The organism is Buchnera aphidicola (Brachycaudus cardui) (genome assembly GCF_005081945.1).
In the GTDB taxonomy this organism is placed as follows: domain Bacteria; phylum Pseudomonadota; class Gammaproteobacteria; order Enterobacterales; family Enterobacteriaceae; genus Buchnera; species Buchnera aphidicola_AN.
On the sequence record NZ_CP034879.1, the window covers coordinates 568283 to 592498 of the forward strand.

Sequence of the window (24216 nt, forward strand, 5' to 3'; positions counted from 1 at the left end):
TAGGTTTTAAAAAGTTAGACCTTATGAGTACAATTAAGATAATTGTCTCAATATATAATTCAACACATAGATATATATATACTAAATAAAATTATAAAAATCTTACCAACGATAATGAGCAAATGCTTTATTAGCTTCTGCCATTCGATGTACTTCTTCTCTTTTTTTAACTGCTGCCCCTTTATTTTCTAAAGCATCATAGAGTTCATTAGATAAACGTAAAGACATAGATTTATCTGCACGTTTACGAGCTGATTCTACAATCCAACGCATAGCTAATGCATTACGTCTTACTGGACGTACCTCAACAGGCACTTGGTATGTAGAACCACCAACTCGACGAGACTTAACTTCTACTGTTGGACGTACATGTTCTAAAGCTATTTCAAATGCTTCTAATTCCTTTTTATCTGTACGTTTAGACAAATTCGTTAATGCAGTATAAACAATTACTTCAGCAATAGATTTTTTACCATCTATCATAAGAATATTAATAAACTTAGCTAATAATTCTGAAGAAAACTTTGGATCTGGTAAAATTTTACGAATACTAACAATACGACGACGAGGCATAAAGGCTCCATTTTAATAAATATAGAAAAAATAATATGCATAATACTTTTTTATAATTTTGGTTTTTTAACTCCGTATTTAGAGCGACCTTTTTTCCGTTCTTTAACACCAGCACAATCTAATGAACCCCTAACTATATGATATCTAACTCCAGGTAAATCTTTAACACGACCACCTCGTATTAAAATTACAGAATGCTCCTGTAAATTATGCCCTTCACCTCCAATATAAGCAGTGACTTCAAAACCATTCGTTAATCTTACACGACATACTTTACGTAATGCTGAATTAGGTTTTTTAGGTGTAGTAGTATAAACTCTTGTACATACGCCTCTTTTTTGAGGACTTCCACCTAACGCAGGAACATTACTTTTAATAACTTTACGTAAACGAGGTTTACGGACCAATTGATTTACTGTGGCCATAACAACTCCTATTCTTAAATTGATTTTATTAAAAATCATCAACATAAATAAAAATAGTCTTTCTATTATGGAGATTTTTTAGGATTGGATATAATTTAATCACGAACTTAGTAGTTTTTACCAAGCCATTTGTTTTTTATGTTTAAGTGTCAATGAAACGAAATGAATATAACTTATTAGGACAAATTCACTAGAAATGTGTTTATGAATACCTCGAGCATAGACATCTTCTTTTATAATATATAATTTGGATGAAGATAAAACTATATTTTTTAAAAAGATATTATTCGTTAATGCAATAAGTACACCATCTTGAAGTGCTAAAAAATCATCAGATCTTTTTAACATACTTGTAAGAAGAGACATATTAGTCTCAAACGGAGATTTCATTAAAGTATGCAGCATATAAAATGCACCTTAAAAATTAATAATTGCATCATGAATATCTAGTTTTGAACGTAAACAAGATGAATTTAATATATCTATTTTTAATATAAAATTTTCATGGTGATTAAAACCTCTATTCATTAATGATGATTCACAACAATAAAAATTTTTAATATCATAAAATGATAATATAGAAAAAGAAGAAGTATAATTTCGTGCTAAAATATGTTCTGATTGATAATTCTTCATTAATTGCAAAACACCATCACCAATAAAAAACAAGCTTATTTCTTTTACAACTGAAGAAATACTAAAAATAGCATCTAATCCTTCTCTACCAAAACTTGTTCCATGTGGAGCATGAGAAAAAATAAAAGCAATTTTTTTCATTATAGTAAAAATACCAAATTAAAATTGTATTATGCGATCGCATATATTTATAGAATTAGCTAATTCTATTAACCCACTTAACTGAAAAAAACGATCTAAATTCCCTTTTTTAATATTTGCATTTACTATAAGCTCATCTTCTATGACTCCTCTTCTCAGAGCAGCGCTATTACAAACATATAGATTTACTTTATATTTTTTATTTAAATTTTGCCATGCTTTAATTAAATTAAATTCATCAATTGCTGGTGTAGTCATACTATTAGCATTATAGACACCATCGCAATAAAAAAAAATACTATGTAATATATTTTTTGTTTGTACTAAAGCTTGACAAAAAAGAAAAGCAGTACTTGCATTTTGTGTTCCATAAGCAGCACCTGTTACTAATATTGTATAATTCATATTTATAACTTTATACCAAGAAAATTTATTAATATTAATTATTATTTATATTTTTAAAATAAATCATTATTTATAATAATATTAGACCGTATTAATAGCATCTAATAATTCTATATCAAAAATTAAGGTAGAATTACTTGGAATACCATTAACTACTCTATCTCCATATGCTAAATGAGGAGGTATAATTAATTTTATTTTACCACCTTTTTTTATATGTTTTAAGCCTTCTTGCCAACCGATTATTACATCTTTTAGCATCAATGAAATAGGATTACCTCTTATATAAGAATTATCAAATTCTATACCATTAATTAACATACCCTTATAATGTACAGTAATTTTTGTATTATTTGTTAATACTTCGCCATGACCTTCTTTTTCTATAAGATATAAAAGACCACTAGATGTCTTGTTAACTCCTTTAAGTTTCGAAAAATTTTTCATATATAGTTCACCTTGAACTAAATTTTCTTTAGCATTTTTTTCAATTTGAATTTTATTAGCATTAGCTAATTTTTCTTCTAATTCATGTAGAATGACAGAAATTTCTTGACGAGAGAGCTTTAAATTACCAGAGATTGCATCTTGAACTCCATTTAGAATACTATTTTTATCTAATGTTATTCCTATTTTTTTTTGTTTTTTAAAAGATTGATTTACATATTCTCCTAATGAAACCCCTAAAGAATAACTTAGTTTGTCATTATTTTTAAATATGTTATTGTTTTGTAAAGAAGATTGTATATCAATATTCTGTAACAATGCTCCTGAAAACGATTGTGGAATATATAATATTATACATAATAATATTATTCTTTTTAAAAGAAAAAAAATCATTTATGACTCCAAAAAAATATCTACAAAATATTTTTTTTATTATCAGTACTATTTTATCAAATAGATTATTCTTTTTAGAAAATGAATTTGTCTAATTCAAGATACATATTTACTAATTTTATAAGATACTTTTATATTAAATTTAATTTTTTATATAGATTATTAATTGTTCAATATTAAAATATATAAAAAACTAATTTAGTTTTAATATAAAACTTTTTCTAAGGCACGATAAAAACGTTTCATACCTTCAGTAATATCAATTTTATCAATAATTAACGATGGGGCTAAACGAATAACATCATTGCCAGCTGTTAAAAAAATTACTCCTTCTAATAGTGCAAAATTTAATATTTCACGTATTTTATTAGAAAACTCAGATTTTAATACAATACCGATTAATAAACCGCGACCTCGTATTTCTTTAAACAATTTAAAACGTTTATTAATAACATTTAATTCAGATTTGATGTGTTCAAATTTTTCTTGAACTCCAGATAAAACTTTTTTTGTATCAATAATATTGATAACAGATTCCGCTACAGCACACGCTAGAGGATTTCCTCCATATGTAGTACCATGAATTCCAGGCGTAATAATTGATACAATTTTTTTTGTAGTTAACATTGCACTAATCGGAAAACCTCCACCTAAAGATTTAGCAAGAGTTAGAATATCTGGAATAATATTATAATGCTGATAAGCAAATAATTTTCCAGTTCTACCAATTCCTGTTTGTATTTCATCAAAAATAAGCAATGCATTATATTGATTACATAATACTCTTAAGTCTTTAATAAAAGAAACTGTTGCCGGTATTATTCCTCCTTCTCCTTGTATTAATTCTACAACTACTGCACAAGTATCATGATCAATAAGACTTTTTACAGTCTCAATATCATTAAATGAAGCATGCATAATTCCTGAAGGTTTTGGGCCAAAATTATTAGAATATTTTAATTGACCTCCTACTGAAACAGTAAAAAATGTACGTCCATGAAATGAATTATAAAAAGAAATAATTTTGTTTTTTTGAACATTATATACTTGAGATGAATAGTAACGTGCTAGTTTAAAAGCAGCTTCATTTGCTTCTGCACCAGAATTTGCAAAAAAAACTCTTGATGCAAAACTAGAAGAAACTAATTTTTGAGCTAATCTAAGAGCTGGTTCATTAGTAAAAACATTACTTAAATGCCATAATCTTTCACTTTGTTCTTTTAAAACTTGATTTAATAAAGGATGGCAATGCCCTAAGGATGTTACAGCAATTCCACCTGAAAAATCAATATATTCTTTTCCTTGTTGATCCCAAATACGACTACCTATTCCTTTTACTGGAACAAAAGATAAAGGATTGTAAACAGGTAAAATTAGCTTGTTAAAAGTATCGCGTGTAATTAATCTTTTTTTTGATATCATTAAATTTCCTAAAGAGTATTTGTTATAATAAAAAACTTTTAGAAAACTATTTTAATAAGTAAAGAGAGATGTTTTAAATACTATAAAAAAAGTATAAAGCTTTATTAGATAATTAATTAATTTATATATATTAAAATTAAAATAGAATTTATAAATTTTTAAAATAAAATATACATCATATTCCAGTAAAATTAAACTTATTTTATTAATAATATTATTATATTTTTTTAGAAAATATTTCTTTTTAAATTATAAATAAAAAAATATTAGAAAATATCATATGATGTATTGAAAATACTCAATAATAAACGATACTGTTATAAATATTAAAATTTATAAAAAGGTGATAAAAATGACAGAAAGAAATCGAATAGGACTTACATGGATCAGTTTTTTTTCATATGCATTTACAGGTGCATTAATTGTTGTTACAGGTATAATCATGGGAAATATTGCTAATTATTTTAATTTATCTATATCTCAAATGAGTAATATATTTACTTTTTTAAACGGAGGTATCTTAATAGCAATTTTACTTAATTCTTGGTTAATAAAAATTATATCATTAAAAAAACAATTAGTATTTGGTTTTATACTTACAGTCATAGCTATCATAGGTATTATTTTTTGTCATAGTGTATTTTTGTTTTCAATAAATATGTTTATACTTGGATTGGTAAGTGGAATTACAATGTCAATTGGTACATTTCTTATCACTCATCTATATTCAGGATCAAAAAGAGGTTCAAAATTATTATTAACTGATTCTTTTTTCAGTATGTCAGGTATGATCTTTCCTGTTATTAGTGCTTATCTTTTAGAAAAAAAAATTATTTGGTATTGGTCTTATATATGTATAGGAGGAATTTATTTATTTATTATACTTTTAACCATTAACTTAGATTTTTCTAAATTAAAAAATAAAAATACAAATCAAGAACAAATAAAAAATATATGGAATATAAATGTAATTTTATTATCTCTTTCAGCATTATTATATATATTAGGACAATTAGGTTTTATTTCTTGGATTCCGCAATATACGACTGAAATACTGAATATCAATATAAAACAAACTGGTAGTTTAGTTGGTAGTTTTTGGATGTCTTATATGATAGGAATGTGGTGTTTTAGTATAATAATTAAATTTTTTAATTTACATCATATGTTTATATTTCTCTCAGGAATTTCTACAGTTCTTATGTATTGTTTTATACATAGTAACAATTATTTAGTATTGCAATATATAATAATTAGTTTAGGTTTTTTTTCTAGTGCAATTTATACTATTATCATAACATTAGCTTCATTACAAACAAAAAAACCTTCTCCAAAATTAATAAATTTAATTTTATTCTTTGGTACTATAGGAACTTTGCTTACATTTATTGTAACTAGTCCTATTGTTGAATATAAAGGACTATATGCTACTTTAATTAGTTCAAATATATTATATAGTATAGTATTTTTACTATCTTTATTAATTTATATTAATACAAAATATCGAAAAATAATATGTAATAATTTATTTTAGAACCGTTATATTTTTTGTTCTTATAAATAAACTAGAAGAAAACTAATTTCTGGTTTATTTTAAAAATGGAATCAATCCTAATTTTGAATTGATATCATTTAAAGTTTTTTCAGCTTTTAACTGAGCTTTTAAAGCACCTTCATAAGCTATTTTTTTTAAGTAAGACTCATTACAACGATATTTAAAATAAGATTGTTGTAATTGCAATAGAAATTTAGATAGATGCTCTGAAACTATATTTTTAAATTCAGAATACATTACACCTTCTAACTCTTGTGATAAAATATGAATTTCTTTATTGGTAAGAGCAGAAAAAATTTCTAATAAATTTGAAATACCTGGTTTTTTTTCTAAATCAAAATATATTTTTGATGATTTTTCTGAATCAGTCATAGCATTTTTTACTTTTGAAACAACACTTGATATATCATCTAACAAAAAAATTACATTTTTTTCATTAATATCAGACTTCGACATCTTTTTTTTAGGTTCTAACAAACTCATTATTTTAGAACCGTATTCACTAATTAAAGGTGTAGGTAATGTAAATATATTTCCATATAAAGAATTTAGACGATTAGCTATATTACGTGTCAATTCTACATGTTGTTTTTGATCACGTCCTACTGGAACAAAATTAGTTTGATACAATAAGATATCTGATGCCATTAAAATAGGATAATTAAATAAACCTACATTTATTTTTTTAAAATAATTATTTTCTATTATTGTTTTTTTTGTTTTAAATTGTGTCATACGAGATAATTCTGAAAATTGACTAAAACAATTAAGAATCCAATTTAATTGACTATGTTGATGAACATGTGATTGAATGAAAATAATACTTTTATTGGGATCAACACCGCAAGCTAAATAAAAAGATATAGTATCTAGTATTGATTTTTCTAAAAAAGAGTGTTTAACTTGTACAGTAAGAGAATGTAAATCAGCCACACAGTACAAACATTCATAATCATCTTGCATTTTAGACCAATGACGCATAGTTCCTATATAATTTCCAATAGTTAATTTTCCAGAAGGTTGTATAGCACTAAACAAAATAGGTTTAGAAAAAATCATTGTATATCCTACATAAAATATTAATGAATAGATTTAGAATGAGCATATTTTAGTTCTTTTCGAATCTCTTGAATGATAAGATTATAATTAGAAAATTTAAATATTCCTGAACCTATAACAAAAGAATTTGCACCAGAAAATGCTATTTCAGCAATATTATCTACTTTTACACCACCATCTACTTGTAAAATAATATCTAAAAAATTACTATCAATAATTTTTCTTACTTCTCGTAATTTATTAAATGTAGCAGGTAAAAAAGACTGGTTTCCAAATCCTGGATTTACTGACATTAATAAAATTAAATCTAATTTCTCTAATATATAATCAAGAAAATTCAGTGGTGTAGCTGGATTAAACGCTAATCCTGCTTTGCATCCGTGATCTTTAATTAATTGTAATGTTCTTTCAATATGTTGTGTTGCTTCTGGATGAAAAGTAATGAAATTAGCTCCAGCTTTAGCAAATTGAGGAATGAGATTATCTACTGGTTGTATCATTAAATGAACATCAATTGGAGCTGTAATATTATACTTACGAAGTGATTCTAAAACCATAGGACCCATGCTTAAATTCGGTACATAATGATTATCCATAACATCAAAATGTATTAAATCACTTCCTGCATCTATTACTTTTTGTATATCTTCTCCTAAACGAGCAAAATCAGCAGATAAAATTGATGGAGCTAAAAAGAATTTTTTCATCTTCATATTCCTATCTTTTTCTAAATTAACTACATCTATAATCTAAAAAAATAATATTATTAATTATATAAATCTAATGATTTATTATTTTAAATAATCTCAATATAAATAATATAATATTATTTTTACTCTCTATAGTTTTACTTTGATAATTCTAAATATATTAATTAAAATATAAAATATGTAATTTTTTAAAGAATAAAACTATAAGAGCAAAAAACATTATGATGCAAAAATATATAAAATAACTTATTTTAAATAATAAAAAATTATTGAGAGTCTTTAATAGCACTTAGAATAATATTTTTATCTATATTACTATAAATTTCTGCTTTTCCAATAGATAATGGTAAAACTAATCTAATTTCCCCTGAAATTACTTTTTTATCTCGCATCATATACGGAATATATGAAGCAGCTGACATATTTTTTGGTCCTTTAATAGGCAAACCAGTTCTTTTTAATAACATTAATATTCTTTTGAAATCGTTTTTTTCTAGATTTCCAAGTAATTCTGAAGTACGAGCGGCCATGACTATACCTGCTGATATTGCTTCTCCATGCAACCAATTCCCATAACCAGCATGCACTTCAATAGCGTGACCATAAGTATGACCAAGATTTAATAATGCTCGAAAATTTTTTTCTCTTTCATCAAGAGAAATTAATTTTGCTTTTAGTTCACAGCATTTTTTTATACAATAGGATATAGCTTTATAATCTAGTGATAAAATAGTTTCAATATTTTCTTCTAACCAAGAAAAAAATGATTCATCAAAAATAATAGCATATTTAATAACTTCAGCCATTCCAGATACTAATTGATTATACGGAAGTGTTTTTAAACAATCAACGTCAATAATTACAGAAGATGGTTGCCAAAAAGAACCAATCATATTTTTACCAAATAAATGATTAACTGATGTTTTGCCACCAACAGAAGCATCTACTTGAGATAATAGCGTAGTTGGAATCTGAATAAAACGAACACCTCTCTGATAAACAGAAGCTGCAAAACCAGTTAAATCACCTATCACACCTCCACCTAATGCAATTAACGTAGTATCACGAGTATGTTTTTTCTCTAATAAAGCAGAAATAATTACTTCCATTTCATTTAGTGTTTTATATTGTTCACCATCTGAAAGAATCACCTGATCTATTTTTATACCAGATTTTCTTAAATGATAAAAAACTTTATCTTTTAAAAGGTTAGCTAACGTTTTATTAGTGACTAACATAGCTTGGTCTCCTGGCTTTAAAGGCCAAAAAATATTATCTTCCTTAATAATACCTGAACCTATTTTTATAGGATAACTACGTTTTCCTAGAATAACTGTTAACTTTTCCACAATTTTATTTATACTCCATTAATTGTTTATTCTAAGTAATTAACTATATTTTTTCTAATAAATTAATGATGTTAAACGCTACAGATTTAGCACTTTGATTATCAGTTTGCACTGTAATATCTGCAATATTTTCATATAAAGGATTTCTTTTATAAGCTAAATCTTCTAGTACAGTTCGATTTGAAGCTGTGACTTGTAATAATGGTCTTTTTTTATCTCTTTTAGTACGTGATAATTGTTTATCGATTGTTGTTTCTAAATAAATTACAATACCACGAGCTGATAGAAAATTACGAGTTTCTTTAAATGTAACAGATCCTCCTCCTGTAGCTAATATGATACCTTGTTTTTTAGTCAATTCATCAATAATTTTTTGCTCTCTTACACGAAAACCACTTTCACCTTCTACATCAAAAACCCAATTTATATCTGCACCCGTACGTTTCTCAATCTCTTGATCAGAATCAAAAAATTCCATATTAAGTTGCTGAGATAATTGACGACCAATAGTACTTTTTCCAGCACCCATTGGTCCAATTAGAAAGATATTTCGTTTTTCTGCCATTTTTTTATTATTAAAATCATTTGTTAATAATACCTGTGCTCGGCATATTTTGCCGGCAAGACATAAATATTAAAATAAGAATTAAATTTATTTTTTAAATAAATTATTGTAATTTTTAAAATTCATTAAAATCTTTTATATTTTATAGAGAAATAAATTCTATATGCATAGTAAAATATTTTTATTTTTATTTCATTAATAACTTGTATCCTTGTAATTAATTAAAAATTAAATGTCGTCAAAAATATTTTAAAATTTTTTTTAAATTCAAGAAACATTCTATCAGAATCACAATAATTTTTTCTATTTTTCTTTTAAAAAATATAAAATTATAGTTATTTACTATAAATGATTAGTTTTTTATAAGATAAAATCATGCAAAAACTTGACGTAGTTTATTTGTTTAGTTTAATATATTCTATAAAGTATAAATAATAAATCTAATTATATCATAAAAAAAACCACAAGGTGAGGTGTCCGAGAGGCTTAAGGAGCACGCCTGGAAAGCGTGTATATGGAAACGTATCAAGGGTTCGAATCCCTTTCTCACCAAAAAAATTATATATTTAGTATTTGTAAAAAAATATCTATTTATGCAATATAATTAATTCTAAAGCAATATTAATCATATCCTCAAAACTTGATTCTCTATCTTTTGAAGAAACTTTTTCTTTTTTTTCAATATGATCAGAAACCGTGCATATTGATAATGCTTGTGCTCTTAATTCTGAAGCTACTGCATATATTCCAGCAGTCTCCATGTCTATACCGAGAATATTATATTTTTTCAAAATATCTAACATATTTTTATCATCATTATAAAAAGAGTCTGTGGTAAAAAAATTACCAACATAAACTTCAATATTCATTTTTTTTGCGATTTGAACTGCTGCATGAAGCATATTATAATCAGAAATAGCAGCAAAATCATGATTATTAAATCCTATTCTATTGACCTTTGAATCAGTAGAAGCCCCCATACTAATAACTATATCACGTAATTTTATATCATTTGATACCGTACCACAAGTTCCTATTCGCACAATTTTTTTTACATTATATTCAAGAATTAATTCTCTAACATAAAGAGATGCAGATGGTATTCCTATACCATGACTCATTACTGAAACTTTTTTATTTTTATAAAATCCAGTATAAGCTAACATCAAACGAGTGCTATTTATCTGTACACAATTACTCAAATAATTCTTAGCAATATATTTGGCTCGTACAGGATCACCTGGCATAAGAACTACATCTGAAAAATCATTTTTTTGACTATCAATGTGAGGCGTCGACACTAATCTTTTCCTTTTTTAATATATGATTTAGAAACATCTAAAATATTTAAAGCATATTTTCACCATATGACATATTAGATAATAAAAAATACTTAGCAATAGTTTGTCCTATGTCAGAAAACGTTTTACGGTGTCCTAGAAAATTTGTTTTAATACCTGGTGAATAAAGTAATATAGGAATATTTTCTCGAGTATGATCTGTTCCTTTCCAAGTAGGATCACATCCATGATCTGCAGTTAAAATTAATAAATCATTTTCTGTTACTAAATCAATTATCTCAGATAATCTAGAATCAAAAAGCTCTAAGCCTTTAGCATATCCAGCAACATCACGACGATGCCCCCAATTTGAATCAAAATCTACTAAATTAGTAAAAATTAATGTATTATTTTTTGATTTTTTTATTTCACTAATCGTTGAGTCACATAATGCATTTAAACCATTTGCTTTTACATTCTTACTTATTCCTATTCCAGCAAAAATATCAGAAGTTTTACCAATTGCAATAACTTTTCCTTTTTTTTCATCTATTAGTTTTTTCATGACAGTCGTTTCAAAAGGTTTTATTGAAAAATCACGTCTATTACCAGTACGTTGAAAATGTGATTTATTTCCAATAAACGGTCTTGCAATTACTCTTGCTACTTTATATTGATATTTATCTAAAATGAAACGAATATTCTCACATAATCGATAAAGATTAGATAATTTAAAAAAAACTTCATGACATGCTACTTGAAATACAGAATCTGTAGAAGTATAAAAAATAGGTTTATTTGTTTGAATATGTTCTTCACCTAAATCATTTATAATATTAGTTCCTGATGCATGACAATTACCAATAAAACCTGATAATTTTGATTTGTAAATAATTTCTTTTAAAATAACATCAGGAAAGCTATTATGTATATTTTTAAAATAAAACCAATCGTCTAAAACAGGTACTCCTGCAATTTCCCAGTGTCCTGAGGTAGTATCTTTACCAGAAGATATTTCACTAGCAAAACCATAACTAGCAATAATTTTTGAATTATTATTAAATCCTAAAGGTAATTTTCCTGTTGATTTTTCAGAAGCTTTTATTAATCCTAACTTTACTAAATTAGGTATATTTAAAACGCCTTTTCTACCTATATTAGCTTGACCTAAAAAACATTGTTCAGATATATGTCCAAATGTATCTGCACCAATATCATTAAATTTTTTAGCATCAGAACTAAAACCTATACCAAAAGAATCTAGAACCATTAAAAAAACTCGTTTCATTATGAAATATCCAAAAATTGTTTTTAAAATAACTATTATTGTAATATTATTGTTCTCTTGTTTTTTCAAAAAAAATATCAGGATTTTGTTCCATAACTATTTTTAAATTAGCATTACTAGGTGCTAAATATATTAAACTATTAGAACTATCATATCCTAAATAAGCACTGTGTTTATTTAAAAAATTCTTAATACTATAATCATTTTTGGATGCAATCCAGCGCGCAAGAATAACATTAACTTCTTTATATATTGCATTAACACTATATTCTATTTTTAATCGTGCAATAACAACATCAAATTGTAACACTCCAATAGCACCTAAAATTAATTTATTATTAGTTATAGGACGAAACACTTGAACAGCTCCCTCTTCTGATAACTGAATTAAACCTTTTATTAATTTTTTTTGTTGAAGGGGATTAGATAAAAAAATACAACGAAAGATTTCTGGTGCAAAGCTCGGGATACCAATAAATTTGAGATCTTCTCCTTGTGTAAAAGTATCTCCAATTTTTATTGTGCCATGATTATGAATTCCTATAACATCACCAGGATAAGATTTTTTTATTGATAATCTATCTCCTGCTAAAAAAGAAAATGCATCAGAGACAATTATATTTTTTTTTGTTCGTACATGTCTTAATTTCATTCCTTGTGTATATTGCCCTGAAACAATTCTCATAAAAGCTATTCGATCACGGTGTTTTAAATCCATATTAGCTTGAATTTTAAATACAAAACCTGTAAATTTTTTTTCTTCAGGTTTTACAATACGCTTATTGCTTCTACGATATAGAGGAGAAGGAGCCCATCGTATTAAACCGCTTAATAAATGATCAATACCCAAATTACCAAGAGCACTACCAAAAAAAACAGGCGTTAAACTACCTTTTAAAAATTTTTTATTATCAAATTCTGGATATATATTAATAATTAATTCCAATTCTTGATGTATATGTCTGGATAAATCTGTTCCAAGATAGTTTTTTACAAGTTTATTAGATGAGCTATATACGTCTCGAAAATCTAAAAAAAAATTTTTATTTAAAGCTCTATTTTTATATGAATAAATTATTTTATCATGAATATGATAAACACCTTTAAAATTTTTTCCGCAACTAATAGGCCATGTGATAGGAATACAACTCAATTCTAATTTTTTCTCAATTTCATCTAAAATTTCTATTGGTTCTCGGCTATCACGATCTAATTTATTAATAAAAGTAATAATAGGAGTATTATGAATACGTGTTACATCTATTAATTTTTTTGTTCTCTCTTCTACACCTTTAGCAGCATCGATTACTACTATACAACAATCTACAGCAGTAAGAATACGATATGTATCTTCTGAAAAATCTTGATGACCAGGAGTATCCAGTAAATTAATTAAAATATTTTTATATGTAAACTGCATAACAGAAGTAGTGACAGAAATTCCACGTTCTTTTTCAATATTCATCCAATCTGATTTTGCATATTTTCCACTCCCCCTTCCTTTAATTGTCCCTGAAGAGCGAATAGCTTTTCCAAAAAATAACATTTTTTCAGTAATAGTAGTTTTTCCAGCATCAGGATGGGAAATAATAGCAAAAGTTCTTCTTTTATTTAATTCCTGTTTATGATTTATATTAAACATATATACACTCGTTAACAAAATACTTTATATTTTAAATTTATCAAACAATATTCTCTACCTTATTTAATAAAAAACATTAAACATATATTTTAAAAAAATCTCATATATAAGTAATCTTCATTTATTTAAAAAAAACAATAAGATTATAAAAAAAATTATAATAAAATATTTCTTTAATCTTTAAAAATATAATAGATTAATAAAATATTCGTTAAAATCTTTTTGATTTTTTAAAAAATATATCATTTTTTTAAAAAAAATTAAATATAGATAATATTTACAATATTATTGTAATATAAGTGTTTATAATACTAAAATACATGATAAAAGAGCTTTTTAATGAAGAAAAAAAATATATATATTGCATATACTGGAGGAACTATAGGTATGCAAAAATCAAAATATGGATATATTCCAGTTTCTGGATATCTTCAAAAACAACTCATAAATATGCCTGAATTTCATAGTCCAGAAATGCCATATTTTACTATAAAAGAATATCAACCATTAATCGATTCCTCTAATATGACACCAATAGAATGGCAAGTTATTGCGGATGACATTGGAGAAAATTATTATAAATATGATGGTTTTGTAATTCTTCATGGAACAGATACAATGGCATATACAGCTTCTGCTTTATCATTTATATTAGAAAATTTAGAAAAACCAGTAATTATAACAGGTTCTCAAATACCTTTATCAAAAATTCGTTCTGATGGTCGTCAAAATTTATTAAACTCTCTTCTCATGGCTGCAAATTATCCTATTCATGAAGTCACTTTATTTTTTAATAATAAATTATATAGAGGTAATAGAGCAACGAAATCACATGCTAATGGTTTTGACGCTTTCTCTTCTCCTAATTTAGCACCATTATTAGAAATAGGGGTAAATATTCAATATTTATACAAAAAAAAAGACATGAAAAATCATTATAAAAAATTAAAAGTCTATCAAATAACACCACAACCTATCAGTATAATCACTATTTATCCAGGAATTTCTAGTAAAGTTATTAAGCATTCTTTATCATATCCAGTAAAAGCATTAATTTTATGCACATATGGAATAGGAAACGCTCCTCAAAATAGAGATTTTTTAAAAGAATTATACCTAGCATACAAAAAAAATATTATTATTATTAATTTAACACAATGTGTTTCTGGAAGAGTTAATATGCATGGATACGCAACAGGAAGCTCGCTTATAAAAGTAGGTGTTATTAGTGGTTTTGATTTGACAGTAGAAGCAGCTTTAACTAAATTGCATTTTTTATTAAGTCAAAATATTTCAAAAGAAAAAATTTGCTTTCAAATGCAAAATAATTTACGTGGTGAACTCACACCTATTTGAGATCTTTGATTTATCGATTCAATAAAATGAATGTTTTCCATGTAAATGATCTGTATCATCAGATACTTGTTTTATTTCAGGAAAAGCGTTTAATATTTTTTTTTCAACTGCCTCTTTTAAAGTTAATCCAATCATTGAACAGCCATTACAACCACCACTAAATTGTATTTTAGCAACTCCTTTTTTACTAATTTCAATTAAATGAACTTTTCCTCCATGCATAGATAAATGAGGATTAATTTTTTCATTTAAAAAATATTTGATTTTCTCTTCTAATAAAGAAGATTTTTTAAAATTATTATTCTTGATATATGGAGCTTTTAAAGTTAGTTGGGAGCTCACTTTATCAATTAAGATATCAATTTCTGCATTTTTTAAATATGAAATAATATTTTTGTTAACATAAATAAAAAACTGATCATATTTTAATTGAATATCTGATTCTTCTATTTCATTTGCTGGACAGTATGCTATTCCACATTCTGCATTAATTGTACCTGGATTAATAACAAATACTCGAATATGAGTATCAGAAGGTTCTTGTAATAAAAGTGTTTGAAAATGTTTTTGTGCGTTTTTCGATACAGTAATCATAATAGTTATTTTAACAAATATTTTTTAAAAAATAATTTTACTCATTTATTTTAAATAATACAAGATAATTTCAATAAGATATAAAATTAATTTTTTATAAAAACACTAAATGTGATTTAAAAACGTATGGCCCCATAACATGGGGCTTTAACAAGTAAATTTTAAAAAAAATATATTAAAATGGAATTTCATCATCAAAATCAAGATCTGAAGAATGAACTGATTCTTTTCTAGATGTATATTGTTCTGTATTTTTTTCAAAATCTGATTTATCTGTTTTTTTAACTTTTACTGAATTAAGATTATTATCATTTTTTGTTATTGTCTGTACATTAGAATTTCGACTACCTAACATCTGCATTGTACCACCAATATTAACAATAATTTCTGTAGTATAACGCTCAAGACCATTTTGGTCTTGCCACTTTCTAGTTTGCAACGATCCTTCAATATATACTTGAGATCCTTTTCTAAGATATTCACCAGCAATTTCAGCTAATTTACCAAATAAGACTATTCGATGCCATTCAGTTTTTTCTTTATTTTCTCCAGTATTCTTATCCTTCCAATTCTCTGAAGTTGCTAATGTCATGTTTACTACTGCATTTCCATTCGGCATATAACGAACTTCAGGATCTTGTCCTAAATGTCCAATAAGAATAACTTTATTAACACCTCTACTAGCCATCGTAAAACTCCATTTTTAAAATATTAAAAATAATATATTTTATAGTTTTTAACTATATATCGTAAATATTTTATTTAGTATGATCCATACCATAAAAAATGCTATATTATTTTTAATATTTTTCAAAAAATATTATCACTTACATTATTAAAAATTTATACTTACTATCATAATATATAAAAAAATATCATGATATTTTAAAAAACTAACAAAATACATAATTAAGAATATTTATTATCTAATAAAATTTAGCTAAAGATACATTCTTATAATCCATATATATAGGTTTTGATTATCAAATACGTTTAATGATTTTTTAGTTGCATATTATATTGCATATTATATAGAAAAAACTACAATAATTATAAAAAAAAGACTTAAAATAGATTGATCTCTAGATAGTGTATTATTGCAATATTACGATATAATTTTATAGAAATTAACTAAATAATGGTATATGCAATAAATATGGCTAAAAATAAATTATATTTACATCAAATTAATAGATTAAAAATTCCACCACATTCTTTAGAAGCAGAACAATCAGTATTAGGCGGTTTAATGCTAGATAATGAACAATGGGATACAGTTTCAGAACATGTTGTTGCAGATGATTTTTTCAGTAAACCACATCGTTTAATTTTTCAAGAAATGCAAAAACTTCTTGATTTAGGATATCCAATTGATTTAATTACTTTATCTGAATCTTTAGAACAGAAAGGAAAATTAGAGAGTGTGGGTAGATTTTCTTATTTAGCTGAACTCTCAAAAAATACTCCTAGTACTGCAAATATCACTGCATATGCCGATATAGTCCGAGAACGTGCAATAGTAAGAGAAATGATATTAGTAGCTAATAAAATAGCTAATGCTGGATACGACACACAAGGCCGAAAAAGTGAAGAATTATTAGATTATGCAGAATCAAGTGTCTTCAAAATTGCAGAAAAACGCTTTAAAAAAGACTCAGGACCAAAAAATGTTGAACAAATTCTTGATGAAACTGTTTCTAGTATCGAAAAGTTATTTTTATCACCGCATGACGGAGTGACAGGAATTAATACAGGATATCAAGACTTAAACAAAAAAACATCAGGTTTACAACCTTCTGAATTAATTATCATTGCCGCAAGACCATCCATGGGAAAAACAACATTTGCAATGAATTTATGTGAAAATGCTGCTATGCTTTATGATAAACCAGTTTTAATTTTTAGTTTAGAAATGCCTGGAGAACAAATTATGATGCGTATGTTAGCATCTTTATCCAGAGTTAATCAAGCACGTATTCGAACTGGACAATTAAACGATGAAGACTGGTCACGTATGTCTGGAACTATTAATGTACTTCTTAAAAAAAAGAATATCTATATTGATGATTCTTCAGCATTAACTCCTAATGAAGTTCGTTCTAGAGCTCGTCGTATTTACCGTGAAAATAATGGATTAACTTTAATTATGGTAGATTATTTACAATTAATGAGAGTACCATCTTTATCTGAAAATAGAACTCTTGAAATTGCAGAAATATCTAGAACTCTAAAAGCATTAGCAAAAGAACTACAAGTACCTGTTATCGCACTTTCACAACTTAATCGTTCTTTAGAGCAAAGATCTGATAAAAGACCGGTAAATTCAGATTTACGTGAATCAGGTTCTTTAGAGCAAGATGCAGATCTAATAATGTTTATATACCGTGATGAAATTTACAATGAAAATAGTGATTTTAAAGGAATAGCAGAGATCATAATAGGAAAACAAAGAAATGGTCCTATTGGCACAGTATGTTTAACTTTCAATGGACACTGGTCTAGATTTGATAATTACTCTGGTCCTAAATATGATTAAATATTGAAAATATATTTACTATTTTTAATAAATATTTTTATTTTTTTAGTTATTTAGAAAAAAACAATATAAATTACAATGATCAAAAAATATTTTTTTAATTATTTAATTAATAAAAAAATTGATTCTTTTTTAAATAAATTCTTTAAATATTCAAAAAAAATATTAAATTTTATAAAATTACTATTGATGCAAATAAGTTTATCAATATATCTTAAAAAGATAATAAAATAATTAAAATAATATTATTTTAGCTTGAAATATATCAGTATATTCAGTGATTTCAGTAACTAAAAAACATTATCTCTTTATAAGAGTAATGATTCAATTACTAAGACTAAATACATGTATAATAAAAAAAAATTAAAAATTGGAATATTAATGGATGCTATTGAATCCATTAATATAAATAAAGACTCAAGCTTTGCAATTTTACTAGAAGCACAAAAAAGAAATCATATGATTTATTATATGGAAATGAATGATCTTTATTTAAAAAAAGGATATGCATATGCACGTATTCGTTTAATTAAATTAAAAAGGAATATAGAAAAATGGCATACAATTATTGAAGAAAAAAATATTCCATTAAATGAATTAGATGTTATTTTAATGCGTAAAGATCCTCCATTTAATACCGAATTTATTTATTCAACATATATTCTAGAGCGAGCAGAAGACGAAGGCGTATTAGTTGTTAATAAACCTCAAAGCTTAAGAGATTGTAATGAAAAAATATTTACATCATGGTTTCCTGAACTTACTGCAACAACTTTAGTAACTAGAAGTTATTTGCAAATACGTAAATTTTGGGAAAAACATCAAGATATTATAATAAAACCATTAGATGGAATGGGAGGTACTAGTGTTTTTCGTATTCAAAAAAACGATTCTAATTTTTCAGTAATTATTGAGATAATGACAAATTACGAAAAAAAATATTGTATGGTTCAAACTTATTTACCTGATGTTAAAAATGGTGACAAAAGAATTTTAATTGTTAATGGTAAAGCTATATCTTGGTGTCTAGCTAGAATGCCAGCAATTGGAGAAACACGAGCTAACTTAGCTGCTGGAGGAATAGGTAAAGTACAACCACTTAGCCGCACCGACTGGGAAATTGCTAATCATTTGTCACCTATTTTGAAAAAAAAAGGATTAATTTTTGTTGGATTAGATGTAATAGGAGATAAATTAACAGAAATCAATGTAACAAGTCCAACATGTATTTGTGAAATTGAATCACAAACACATATTTCTATTACTGGTTTATTATTAGATTATATTGAAAAAAAAACATAATAGAGATTATAAAATGATAATTCTTGCATTCGATTTTGGTATGAGAAAAATTGGAGTTGCTGTTGGAGAGGATATTATTAAAAAAGGAAGACCTTTAAATACCTTAAACGCACATAACGGGAAACCGAATTGGCATATCATAAAAAATTTATTAGAATATTGGGAGCCTAAATTCATAATCGTTGGACTCCCATTAAACATAAACGGTACAAAGCAAAATATAACAAATCGATCAGAAAAATTTGCTCATTTATTAAAATGCAAATTTAATATTATAGTAAAAATGCATGATGAACGTTTAAGTACTGTAGAAGCTAAATCAATAATTTTTAAAAAAGGTGGATTTAAAGCATTATTAAAAAAAGAAAAAGTTCATTCTTTAGCAGCAGTAATTATACTAGAAAGTTGGTTTAGTCATAATATATTTAATATCTGATATTATTATAACAATGCACAAGGTGAAAAAAAATGAAAAAAATTGATATAAATTTTAATTTAATAAAAAAAAAATAGACAATATTATTAAAAATAATAATCTTCCTTTAAAAAAAATTAAAATTATAGCAGTAACTAAAAACCAAAATATTAATGTAATTAAAAAAGCAATATCAATAGGAATAAAAGAATTTGGAGAAAATTATATCCAAGAAAGTATTGTAAAAATACAAGCATTAAAAAATTATAAAAATATTATTTGGCATTTTATTGGTAAAATACAATCTAAAAAAACTAAAATTATTGCTCAAAATTTTCACTGGTGCCAAACAATTGATCGAGAAAAAATTGCAATTTTATTAAATAAATATAGACCTAAAAATTTACCTCCAATTAATGTATTAATACAGATAAATATTTCTGAAGAAAAAAATAAAAATGGAGTATATATCAAAGATTATAAAAAATTAGCAGAAAGCATTTATTTAATGCCTCATCTTAATTTAAGAGGAATTATGGCCATGCCTGCAATAAACAAAAATTCTATAGATAATAGCATTCAATATAAACAAATAAAAACGATTTTTGAAAAATTAAAAAAAAGATATATCTCAGTAGATACTTTATCATTAGGTACTAGTTTCGATATAAAAAAATCTTTAATTGCTACAAGTAACATGATAAGAATTGGACGTGATATTTTTGACAAATAAAGGGCTTCAATTCCATGTTAATTTTATAAAACGAAAATATTATTATGTGTAAACTACAAACTATTAGCCTATACATTCATATTCCTTGGTGTTTAAAAAAATGTGGATACTGTGATTTTTATTCATATGTAAGTAAAGATAATATTCCAGAAAAAAAATACATCGAACATTTACTAAAAGATTTTGAACAAGATTTACGACTAATTAATAATAGAGAAATTAATACTATCTTCATTGGTGGTGGAACACCTAGTTTATTGAAAGCTTCATCTATAAAACAATTAATTTATGGTCTTAAAGAAAGAGCATTAGTTTCTAAAAATGCAGAAATTAGCATAGAAGCAAATCCTAAAACAATGGAATATAAACGTTTCATTCATTATAAAAATGCTGGTGTTAATCGTTTTTCTTTAGGTATTCAAACATTTAACTCTAATTTATTACAAAAAATAGAACGTACATATGATTCAAAAGAAGCAATTAATGCAATTAAAGAATCAAAGAAAATTATTAATAATCTTAATTTAGATTTAATGTATGGTTTACCGGATCAGATATTAGAAGATACGTTATTAGATTTAAAAAATGCTATTAAACATAATCCATCACATATATCATGGTATCAACTTAGTATAGAACCTAATACTCCATTTTATTCTAAAAAAATAAAACTTCCTCACGAGGATCTCATTTTTAAAATGTTGATACAAGGAGAAAAATTACTAGAAAAATCAGGATATAAAAAATATGAAATATCCTCATATTCAAAACCAAATTATCAATGTCAACATAATCTTAATTATTGGAATTTTGGCGATTATATAGGAATAGGTTGTAGTGCTCATGGAAAAATTACACAAAAAAATGGTAAAGTTCTTAGAACTCTTAAAAATAAAAATATTAATGATTTTTTACATGGTAATTATCTTAATTCTATACATTCAGTTTCTCAAAAAGATCAAGTATTTGAATATTTTATGAATGTTTTTAGATTATATAAACCAGTGTTAAAAAAACATTTTAGAGAAAAAACAAATGTAAATGAAATAGTTATTAAAAACCAAATTCAAATAGCAATAAAAAATGGATTTTTAACTAATAAAAAAAATTATTGGTATACAACTAAAAAAGGAAAATTTTTTTTAAATTTATTATTAGAAATTTTCTTAAACTGAATAAAATATTCTATTCTTGTAACTGAAATAATAAATCAAAAATATTATTACCTCGCATGTGTCCTTTTTTTTCAAATTTAGTTGTTATACGCGAAATAGGTCGTAAAATAAAATTATTTTTTTTAGATAAATTAATATAATTTTTAATATTTTTTATTTCTTCTAATATATAGAAAGCATATTCTTCTGAATCAGTAGCAATATGTAATGTACCACCAACTATTAATTTTTTAGAGATAGCTTCTAAAAATTTACTTTGTATTAGTCTTCTTTTATGATGACGTTTTTTTTTCCAAGGATCTGGAAAAAAAATCTGAACTTTTGACAAAGTATTATCCATAATCATATTATGAATGACTTCTGTTACATCATGATAAATAACTCTTAAATTTTTAATTTTCGCAATATGAGCAAAATGCAAACAAGATCCTATCCCTGATTTATATACTTCTACTCCTAAAAAATTTTTATCGGGGAAATTGATTGCAGTTTGCACTAAAGATTCTCCTGAACCAAAACCAATTTCTAATACAATTGGAGCATCACAATTAAATATATATAAAAAATTTAACGCCTCTAATTGGAAATCAATTCCCATTAAAGGCCAATACTTTTTAATCCATTTTAACTGGGATTGAGTAATACGACTTCTGCGACATACAAAACTACGAATTTGACGCAAAAAAATACCATTTTTATTATACTGAGGTATTAGGATATTATTTTTCATATCTACTTAAAAGTTTTATTTATAACTAAATAAATGTTTATTTGATGTTTTAATCATTAATAATTAAAAATATTTAAAAAATACAACTATTACTTTTTATAAATACGGTTTTTATTATAATGACAATATACAATTTTTCACAATTAGTTATCAACTGGTATCACATAAATGGTAGAAAAGATTTACCATGGCAAAAAAATAAAACATTATATATTATCTGGATATCTGAAATAATGTTACAACAAACTACAGTAAAAACTGTAATTCCATATTTTAAAAAATTTATATTAAATTTTCCTAATATAGAATCTTTAAATAATAGTTCATTAGATGAAGTTTTATATTTATGGAGCGGTCTAGGATATTATAATAGAGCTAGAAATATTTACAAATCCGCTAAAATTATTACTGCTAAATATTATGGAATATTTCCTAGTAACTTTTCAGATGTTATTAAACTACCAGGAATAGGAAAATCTACAGCAGGAGCAATTTTATCCTTATCATTAAATTTTTTTTTTCCTATTTTAGATGGTAATGTAAAAAGAGTTTTAATTCGATATTATGGTATTATAGGGTCTTTAAAAGATAGAATAATAGAAAAAAAATTATGGCATATAACTGAAATAGTGACACCAATACACAATACTGGAAAATTTAATCAAGCCATGATGGATATAGGTGCATTAATTTGTCTTGCTAAAAAACCAAAATGTGAAATTTGTCCATTAAGTAAAAGATGTATTGCAAAAATAAAACAAAAATGGGAAAATTATCCTTTAAAAAATACTAAAAAAATATACCCTATAAAAACATCTTGGTTTACTTTAATACAATTTAATAATACTCTATGGATGGAAAAAAACATAGAAAAAAAAATCTGGAAAAATTTATTTTGCTTTCCAAGTTTTGATACTGAAGAAAAAGCTCTAAATTGGTTAAAAGAAAAAAAGATCAATACAAATACATATAAAAAAATAAAACCATTTATTCATAAATTTAGTCACTTTATTTTATATATCTATCCTATTTTAATTCCATTATCCTCTTGTTTAAAATTTTGTAAAAAAAATAATACTGGTCTTTGGTATGATCTAAAAAAACCTCAACATATAGGATTATCAAAACCTGTACAAAAAATACTAGAGAACTTTAAAAAAAATATTTTTTAAAAAAGGAAAATAAAAAAATAATGCGTCGTATAATTTTTTGTACATTTTTAAAAGAAAAATCTGAAGGTCAAGATTTTCAAATATATCCAGGTCAATTAGGAAAAAAAATATACAATGAAATCTCTAAAAAAGCATGGAAAACATGGATTATTCAACAAACTATTTTAATAAATGAACAAAAACTTAATATGTTTAATCTTGAAGATCGTAAAAAAATAGAAAAACATATGAAACTATTTTTATTTAAAAAATAAATATATAACATATAAAAAAATATTGTTATTTTATATAATACTCATCATATTAAAAAAAT

At 25.0% G+C, this 24216-nt stretch carries 26 protein-coding genes and 1 tRNA gene; 10 read left to right on the forward strand and 17 right to left on the reverse strand.

Annotation, left to right across the window (positions count from 1 at the left end):
* Positions 1 to 102 precede the first annotated feature (102 nt).
* The 7 genes from rpsG to D9V67_RS02755 form a co-directional block, all read right to left on the reverse strand.
* The gene (rpsG, locus tag D9V67_RS02725) at positions 103 to 573 is read right to left on the reverse strand and encodes a 30S ribosomal protein S7 (protein WP_158359889.1); all 471 of its coding nucleotides are present in this window, start codon (positions 571 to 573) and stop codon (positions 103 to 105) included.
* A 50-nt stretch (positions 574 to 623) separates the two neighbouring features.
* Entirely contained in the window at positions 624 to 998 is a 375-nt protein-coding gene (rpsL, locus tag D9V67_RS02730) for a 30S ribosomal protein S12 (RefSeq protein WP_158359891.1), read from the reverse strand.
* Positions 999 to 1115: 117 nt separating this feature from the next.
* A complete protein-coding gene (gene tusB / locus D9V67_RS02735; RefSeq protein ID WP_158359893.1) occupies positions 1116 to 1403 on the reverse strand; it encodes a sulfurtransferase complex subunit TusB in 288 nt (95 codons plus the stop codon).
* A 12-nt stretch (positions 1404 to 1415) separates the two neighbouring features.
* A complete protein-coding gene (tusC, locus tag D9V67_RS02740) occupies positions 1416 to 1775 on the reverse strand; it encodes a sulfurtransferase complex subunit TusC (RefSeq protein ID WP_158359895.1) in 360 nt (119 codons plus the stop codon).
* Positions 1776 to 1793: 18 nt separating this feature from the next.
* Positions 1794 to 2180 carry a sulfurtransferase complex subunit TusD gene (tusD, locus tag D9V67_RS02745; protein ID WP_158359900.1) on the reverse strand — a complete coding sequence of 129 codons (387 nt, stop codon included), beginning with the start codon at positions 2178 to 2180 and terminating at the stop codon, positions 1794 to 1796.
* Positions 2181 to 2261: 81 nt separating this feature from the next.
* A complete protein-coding gene (fkpA, locus tag D9V67_RS02750) occupies positions 2262 to 3020 on the reverse strand; it encodes an FKBP-type peptidyl-prolyl cis-trans isomerase (RefSeq protein ID WP_158359903.1) in 759 nt (252 codons plus the stop codon).
* A 204-nt stretch (positions 3021 to 3224) separates the two neighbouring features.
* The gene (locus tag D9V67_RS02755) at positions 3225 to 4442 is read right to left on the reverse strand and encodes an aspartate aminotransferase family protein (protein ID WP_158359905.1); all 1218 of its coding nucleotides are present in this window, start codon (positions 4440 to 4442) and stop codon (positions 3225 to 3227) included.
* 352 nt (positions 4443 to 4794) lie between these two features.
* Between D9V67_RS02755 and tsgA the strand changes: the two genes are divergently transcribed.
* Positions 4795 to 5976, forward strand: coding sequence for an MFS transporter TsgA (tsgA, locus tag D9V67_RS02760; RefSeq protein WP_158359907.1), 1182 nt, complete (start codon positions 4795 to 4797; stop codon positions 5974 to 5976).
* Positions 5977 to 6030: 54 nt separating this feature from the next.
* On the opposite strand, the gene trpS is transcribed toward tsgA, so the two are convergent.
* From trpS to aroK, 4 genes are all read right to left on the reverse strand, one after another.
* Positions 6031 to 7056: a tryptophan--tRNA ligase gene (trpS, locus tag D9V67_RS02765; RefSeq protein ID WP_158359910.1), complete on the reverse strand. Its 1026-nt coding sequence runs from the start codon at positions 7054 to 7056 to the stop codon at positions 6031 to 6033.
* A 20-nt stretch (positions 7057 to 7076) separates the two neighbouring features.
* Positions 7077 to 7763: a ribulose-phosphate 3-epimerase gene (rpe, locus tag D9V67_RS02770; protein WP_158359912.1), complete on the reverse strand. Its 687-nt coding sequence runs from the start codon at positions 7761 to 7763 to the stop codon at positions 7077 to 7079.
* Positions 7764 to 8032: 269 nt separating this feature from the next.
* Positions 8033 to 9115, reverse strand: coding sequence for a 3-dehydroquinate synthase (gene aroB, locus D9V67_RS02775; protein WP_187308336.1), 1083 nt, complete (start codon positions 9113 to 9115; stop codon positions 8033 to 8035).
* A gap of 43 nt (positions 9116 to 9158) precedes the next feature.
* Positions 9159 to 9680 carry a shikimate kinase AroK gene (aroK, locus tag D9V67_RS02780; protein ID WP_158359918.1) on the reverse strand — a complete coding sequence of 174 codons (522 nt, stop codon included), beginning with the start codon at positions 9678 to 9680 and terminating at the stop codon, positions 9159 to 9161.
* A 467-nt stretch (positions 9681 to 10147) separates the two neighbouring features.
* Between aroK and D9V67_RS02785 the strand changes: the two genes are divergently transcribed.
* Positions 10148 to 10232, forward strand: a tRNA-Ser gene (locus D9V67_RS02785).
* Positions 10233 to 10267: 35 nt separating this feature from the next.
* Here D9V67_RS02785 and deoD read toward each other — a convergent pair.
* Genes deoD through D9V67_RS02800 form a run of 3 tightly spaced genes read right to left on the reverse strand, consistent with a single transcriptional unit; the run spans position 10268 to position 13890 of the window.
* On the reverse strand, positions 10268 to 10981 hold the full coding sequence (gene deoD / locus D9V67_RS02790) for a purine-nucleoside phosphorylase (protein WP_158359920.1): 714 nt from the start codon (positions 10979 to 10981) through the stop codon (positions 10268 to 10270).
* Positions 10982 to 11027: 46 nt separating this feature from the next.
* Positions 11028 to 12248, reverse strand: coding sequence for a phosphopentomutase (locus D9V67_RS02795; protein ID WP_158359922.1), 1221 nt, complete (start codon positions 12246 to 12248; stop codon positions 11028 to 11030).
* Positions 12249 to 12294: 46 nt separating this feature from the next.
* Positions 12295 to 13890 (reverse strand): peptide chain release factor 3, encoded by a 1596-nt coding sequence (locus D9V67_RS02800; protein ID WP_158359924.1) that lies wholly within the window; start codon positions 13888 to 13890, stop codon positions 12295 to 12297.
* Between the two features lie 339 nt (positions 13891 to 14229).
* On the opposite strand from D9V67_RS02800, the gene ansA reads away from it, so the two are divergent.
* Positions 14230 to 15246, forward strand: coding sequence for an asparaginase (ansA, locus tag D9V67_RS02805; protein ID WP_158359926.1), 1017 nt, complete (start codon positions 14230 to 14232; stop codon positions 15244 to 15246).
* Positions 15247 to 15264: 18 nt separating this feature from the next.
* Here the strand turns inward: ansA and D9V67_RS02810 are convergent, their stop codons facing one another.
* Both D9V67_RS02810 and ssb read right to left on the reverse strand, forming a co-directional pair.
* Positions 15265 to 15840 (reverse strand): NfuA family Fe-S biogenesis protein, encoded by a 576-nt coding sequence (locus tag D9V67_RS02810; protein ID WP_158359928.1) that lies wholly within the window; start codon positions 15838 to 15840, stop codon positions 15265 to 15267.
* 175 nt (positions 15841 to 16015) lie between these two features.
* Positions 16016 to 16528, reverse strand: a complete 513-nt coding sequence (gene ssb, locus D9V67_RS02815; protein ID WP_158359930.1) for a single-stranded DNA-binding protein — start codon at positions 16526 to 16528, stop codon at positions 16016 to 16018.
* Positions 16529 to 16978: 450 nt separating this feature from the next.
* Here ssb and dnaB point away from each other — a divergent pair, with 450 nt between their 5' ends.
* The 5 genes from dnaB to hemW all read left to right on the forward strand — a co-directional run bounded on the left by dnaB (position 16979) and on the right by hemW (position 22001).
* A complete protein-coding gene (dnaB, locus tag D9V67_RS02820) occupies positions 16979 to 18376 on the forward strand; it encodes a replicative DNA helicase (protein WP_158359932.1) in 1398 nt (465 codons plus the stop codon).
* A 345-nt stretch (positions 18377 to 18721) separates the two neighbouring features.
* A complete protein-coding gene (gene gshB, locus D9V67_RS02825; protein ID WP_158359934.1) occupies positions 18722 to 19678 on the forward strand; it encodes a glutathione synthase in 957 nt (318 codons plus the stop codon).
* Positions 19679 to 19691: 13 nt separating this feature from the next.
* Positions 19692 to 20114, forward strand: coding sequence for a Holliday junction resolvase RuvX (gene ruvX, locus D9V67_RS02830; protein ID WP_158359936.1), 423 nt, complete (start codon positions 19692 to 19694; stop codon positions 20112 to 20114).
* 124 nt (positions 20115 to 20238) lie between these two features.
* A complete protein-coding gene (locus D9V67_RS02835) occupies positions 20239 to 20826 on the forward strand; it encodes a YggS family pyridoxal phosphate-dependent enzyme (RefSeq protein WP_410051818.1) in 588 nt (195 codons plus the stop codon).
* Between the two features lie 44 nt (positions 20827 to 20870).
* Positions 20871 to 22001, forward strand: coding sequence for a radical SAM family heme chaperone HemW (hemW, locus tag D9V67_RS02840; protein ID WP_158359940.1), 1131 nt, complete (start codon positions 20871 to 20873; stop codon positions 21999 to 22001).
* 10 nt (positions 22002 to 22011) lie between these two features.
* On the opposite strand, the gene trmB is transcribed toward hemW, so the two are convergent.
* Complete coding sequence (trmB, locus tag D9V67_RS02845) at positions 22012 to 22731, reverse strand: tRNA (guanosine(46)-N7)-methyltransferase TrmB (RefSeq protein ID WP_158359942.1); 720 nt, start codon at positions 22729 to 22731, stop codon at positions 22012 to 22014.
* Positions 22732 to 22850: 119 nt separating this feature from the next.
* Here trmB and mutY point away from each other — a divergent pair, with 119 nt between their 5' ends.
* Together mutY and D9V67_RS02855 are read left to right on the forward strand one after the other, a co-directional pair.
* Positions 22851 to 23903, forward strand: a complete 1053-nt coding sequence (gene mutY, locus D9V67_RS02850) for an A/G-specific adenine glycosylase (protein ID WP_158359945.1) — start codon at positions 22851 to 22853, stop codon at positions 23901 to 23903.
* 20 nt (positions 23904 to 23923) lie between these two features.
* Positions 23924 to 24157, forward strand: a complete 234-nt coding sequence (locus D9V67_RS02855; RefSeq protein ID WP_158359947.1) for an oxidative damage protection protein — start codon at positions 23924 to 23926, stop codon at positions 24155 to 24157.
* The last annotated feature ends 59 nt before the right edge of the window (positions 24158 to 24216 follow it).

Bases quoted from the DNA above. Each gene is read 5' to 3' on its own strand.
- rpsG (WP_158359889.1), bottom strand. From the start codon at position 573: ATGCCTCGTCGTCGTATTGTTAGTATTCGTAAAATTTTACCAGATCCA.
- rpsL (WP_158359891.1), bottom strand. From the start codon at position 998: ATGGCCACAGTAAATCAATTGGTCCGTAAACCTCGTTTACGTAAAGTT.
- tusB (WP_158359893.1), bottom strand. From the start codon at position 1,403: ATGCTGCATACTTTAATGAAATCTCCGTTTGAGACTAATATGTCTCTT.
- tusC (WP_158359895.1), bottom strand. From the start codon at position 1,775: ATGAAAAAAATTGCTTTTATTTTTTCTCATGCTCCACATGGAACAAGT.
- tusD (WP_158359900.1), bottom strand. From the start codon at position 2,180: ATGAATTATACAATATTAGTAACAGGTGCTGCTTATGGAACACAAAAT.
- fkpA (WP_158359903.1), bottom strand. From the start codon at position 3,020: ATGATTTTTTTTCTTTTAAAAAGAATAATATTATTATGTATAATATTA.
- D9V67_RS02755 (WP_158359905.1), bottom strand. From the start codon at position 4,442: ATGATATCAAAAAAAAGATTAATTACACGCGATACTTTTAACAAGCTA.
- tsgA (WP_158359907.1), top strand. From the start codon at position 4,795: ATGACAGAAAGAAATCGAATAGGACTTACATGGATCAGTTTTTTTTCA.
- trpS (WP_158359910.1), bottom strand. From the start codon at position 7,056: ATGATTTTTTCTAAACCTATTTTGTTTAGTGCTATACAACCTTCTGGA.
- rpe (WP_158359912.1), bottom strand. From the start codon at position 7,763: ATGAAAAAATTCTTTTTAGCTCCATCAATTTTATCTGCTGATTTTGCT.
- aroK (WP_158359918.1), bottom strand. From the start codon at position 9,680: ATGGCAGAAAAACGAAATATCTTTCTAATTGGACCAATGGGTGCTGGA.
- D9V67_RS02795 (WP_158359922.1), bottom strand. From the start codon at position 12,248: ATGAAACGAGTTTTTTTAATGGTTCTAGATTCTTTTGGTATAGGTTTT.
- D9V67_RS02800 (WP_158359924.1), bottom strand. From the start codon at position 13,890: ATGTTTAATATAAATCATAAACAGGAATTAAATAAAAGAAGAACTTTT.
- ansA (WP_158359926.1), top strand. From the start codon at position 14,230: ATGAAGAAAAAAAATATATATATTGCATATACTGGAGGAACTATAGGT.
- D9V67_RS02810 (WP_158359928.1), bottom strand. From the start codon at position 15,840: ATGATTACTGTATCGAAAAACGCACAAAAACATTTTCAAACACTTTTA.
- ssb (WP_158359930.1), bottom strand. From the start codon at position 16,528: ATGGCTAGTAGAGGTGTTAATAAAGTTATTCTTATTGGACATTTAGGA.
- dnaB (WP_158359932.1), top strand. From the start codon at position 16,979: ATGGTATATGCAATAAATATGGCTAAAAATAAATTATATTTACATCAA.
- gshB (WP_158359934.1), top strand. From the start codon at position 18,722: ATGTATAATAAAAAAAAATTAAAAATTGGAATATTAATGGATGCTATT.
- ruvX (WP_158359936.1), top strand. From the start codon at position 19,692: ATGATAATTCTTGCATTCGATTTTGGTATGAGAAAAATTGGAGTTGCT.
- hemW (WP_158359940.1), top strand. From the start codon at position 20,871: ATGTGTAAACTACAAACTATTAGCCTATACATTCATATTCCTTGGTGT.
- trmB (WP_158359942.1), bottom strand. From the start codon at position 22,731: ATGAAAAATAATATCCTAATACCTCAGTATAATAAAAATGGTATTTTT.
- mutY (WP_158359945.1), top strand. From the start codon at position 22,851: ATGACAATATACAATTTTTCACAATTAGTTATCAACTGGTATCACATA.
- D9V67_RS02855 (WP_158359947.1), top strand. From the start codon at position 23,924: ATGCGTCGTATAATTTTTTGTACATTTTTAAAAGAAAAATCTGAAGGT.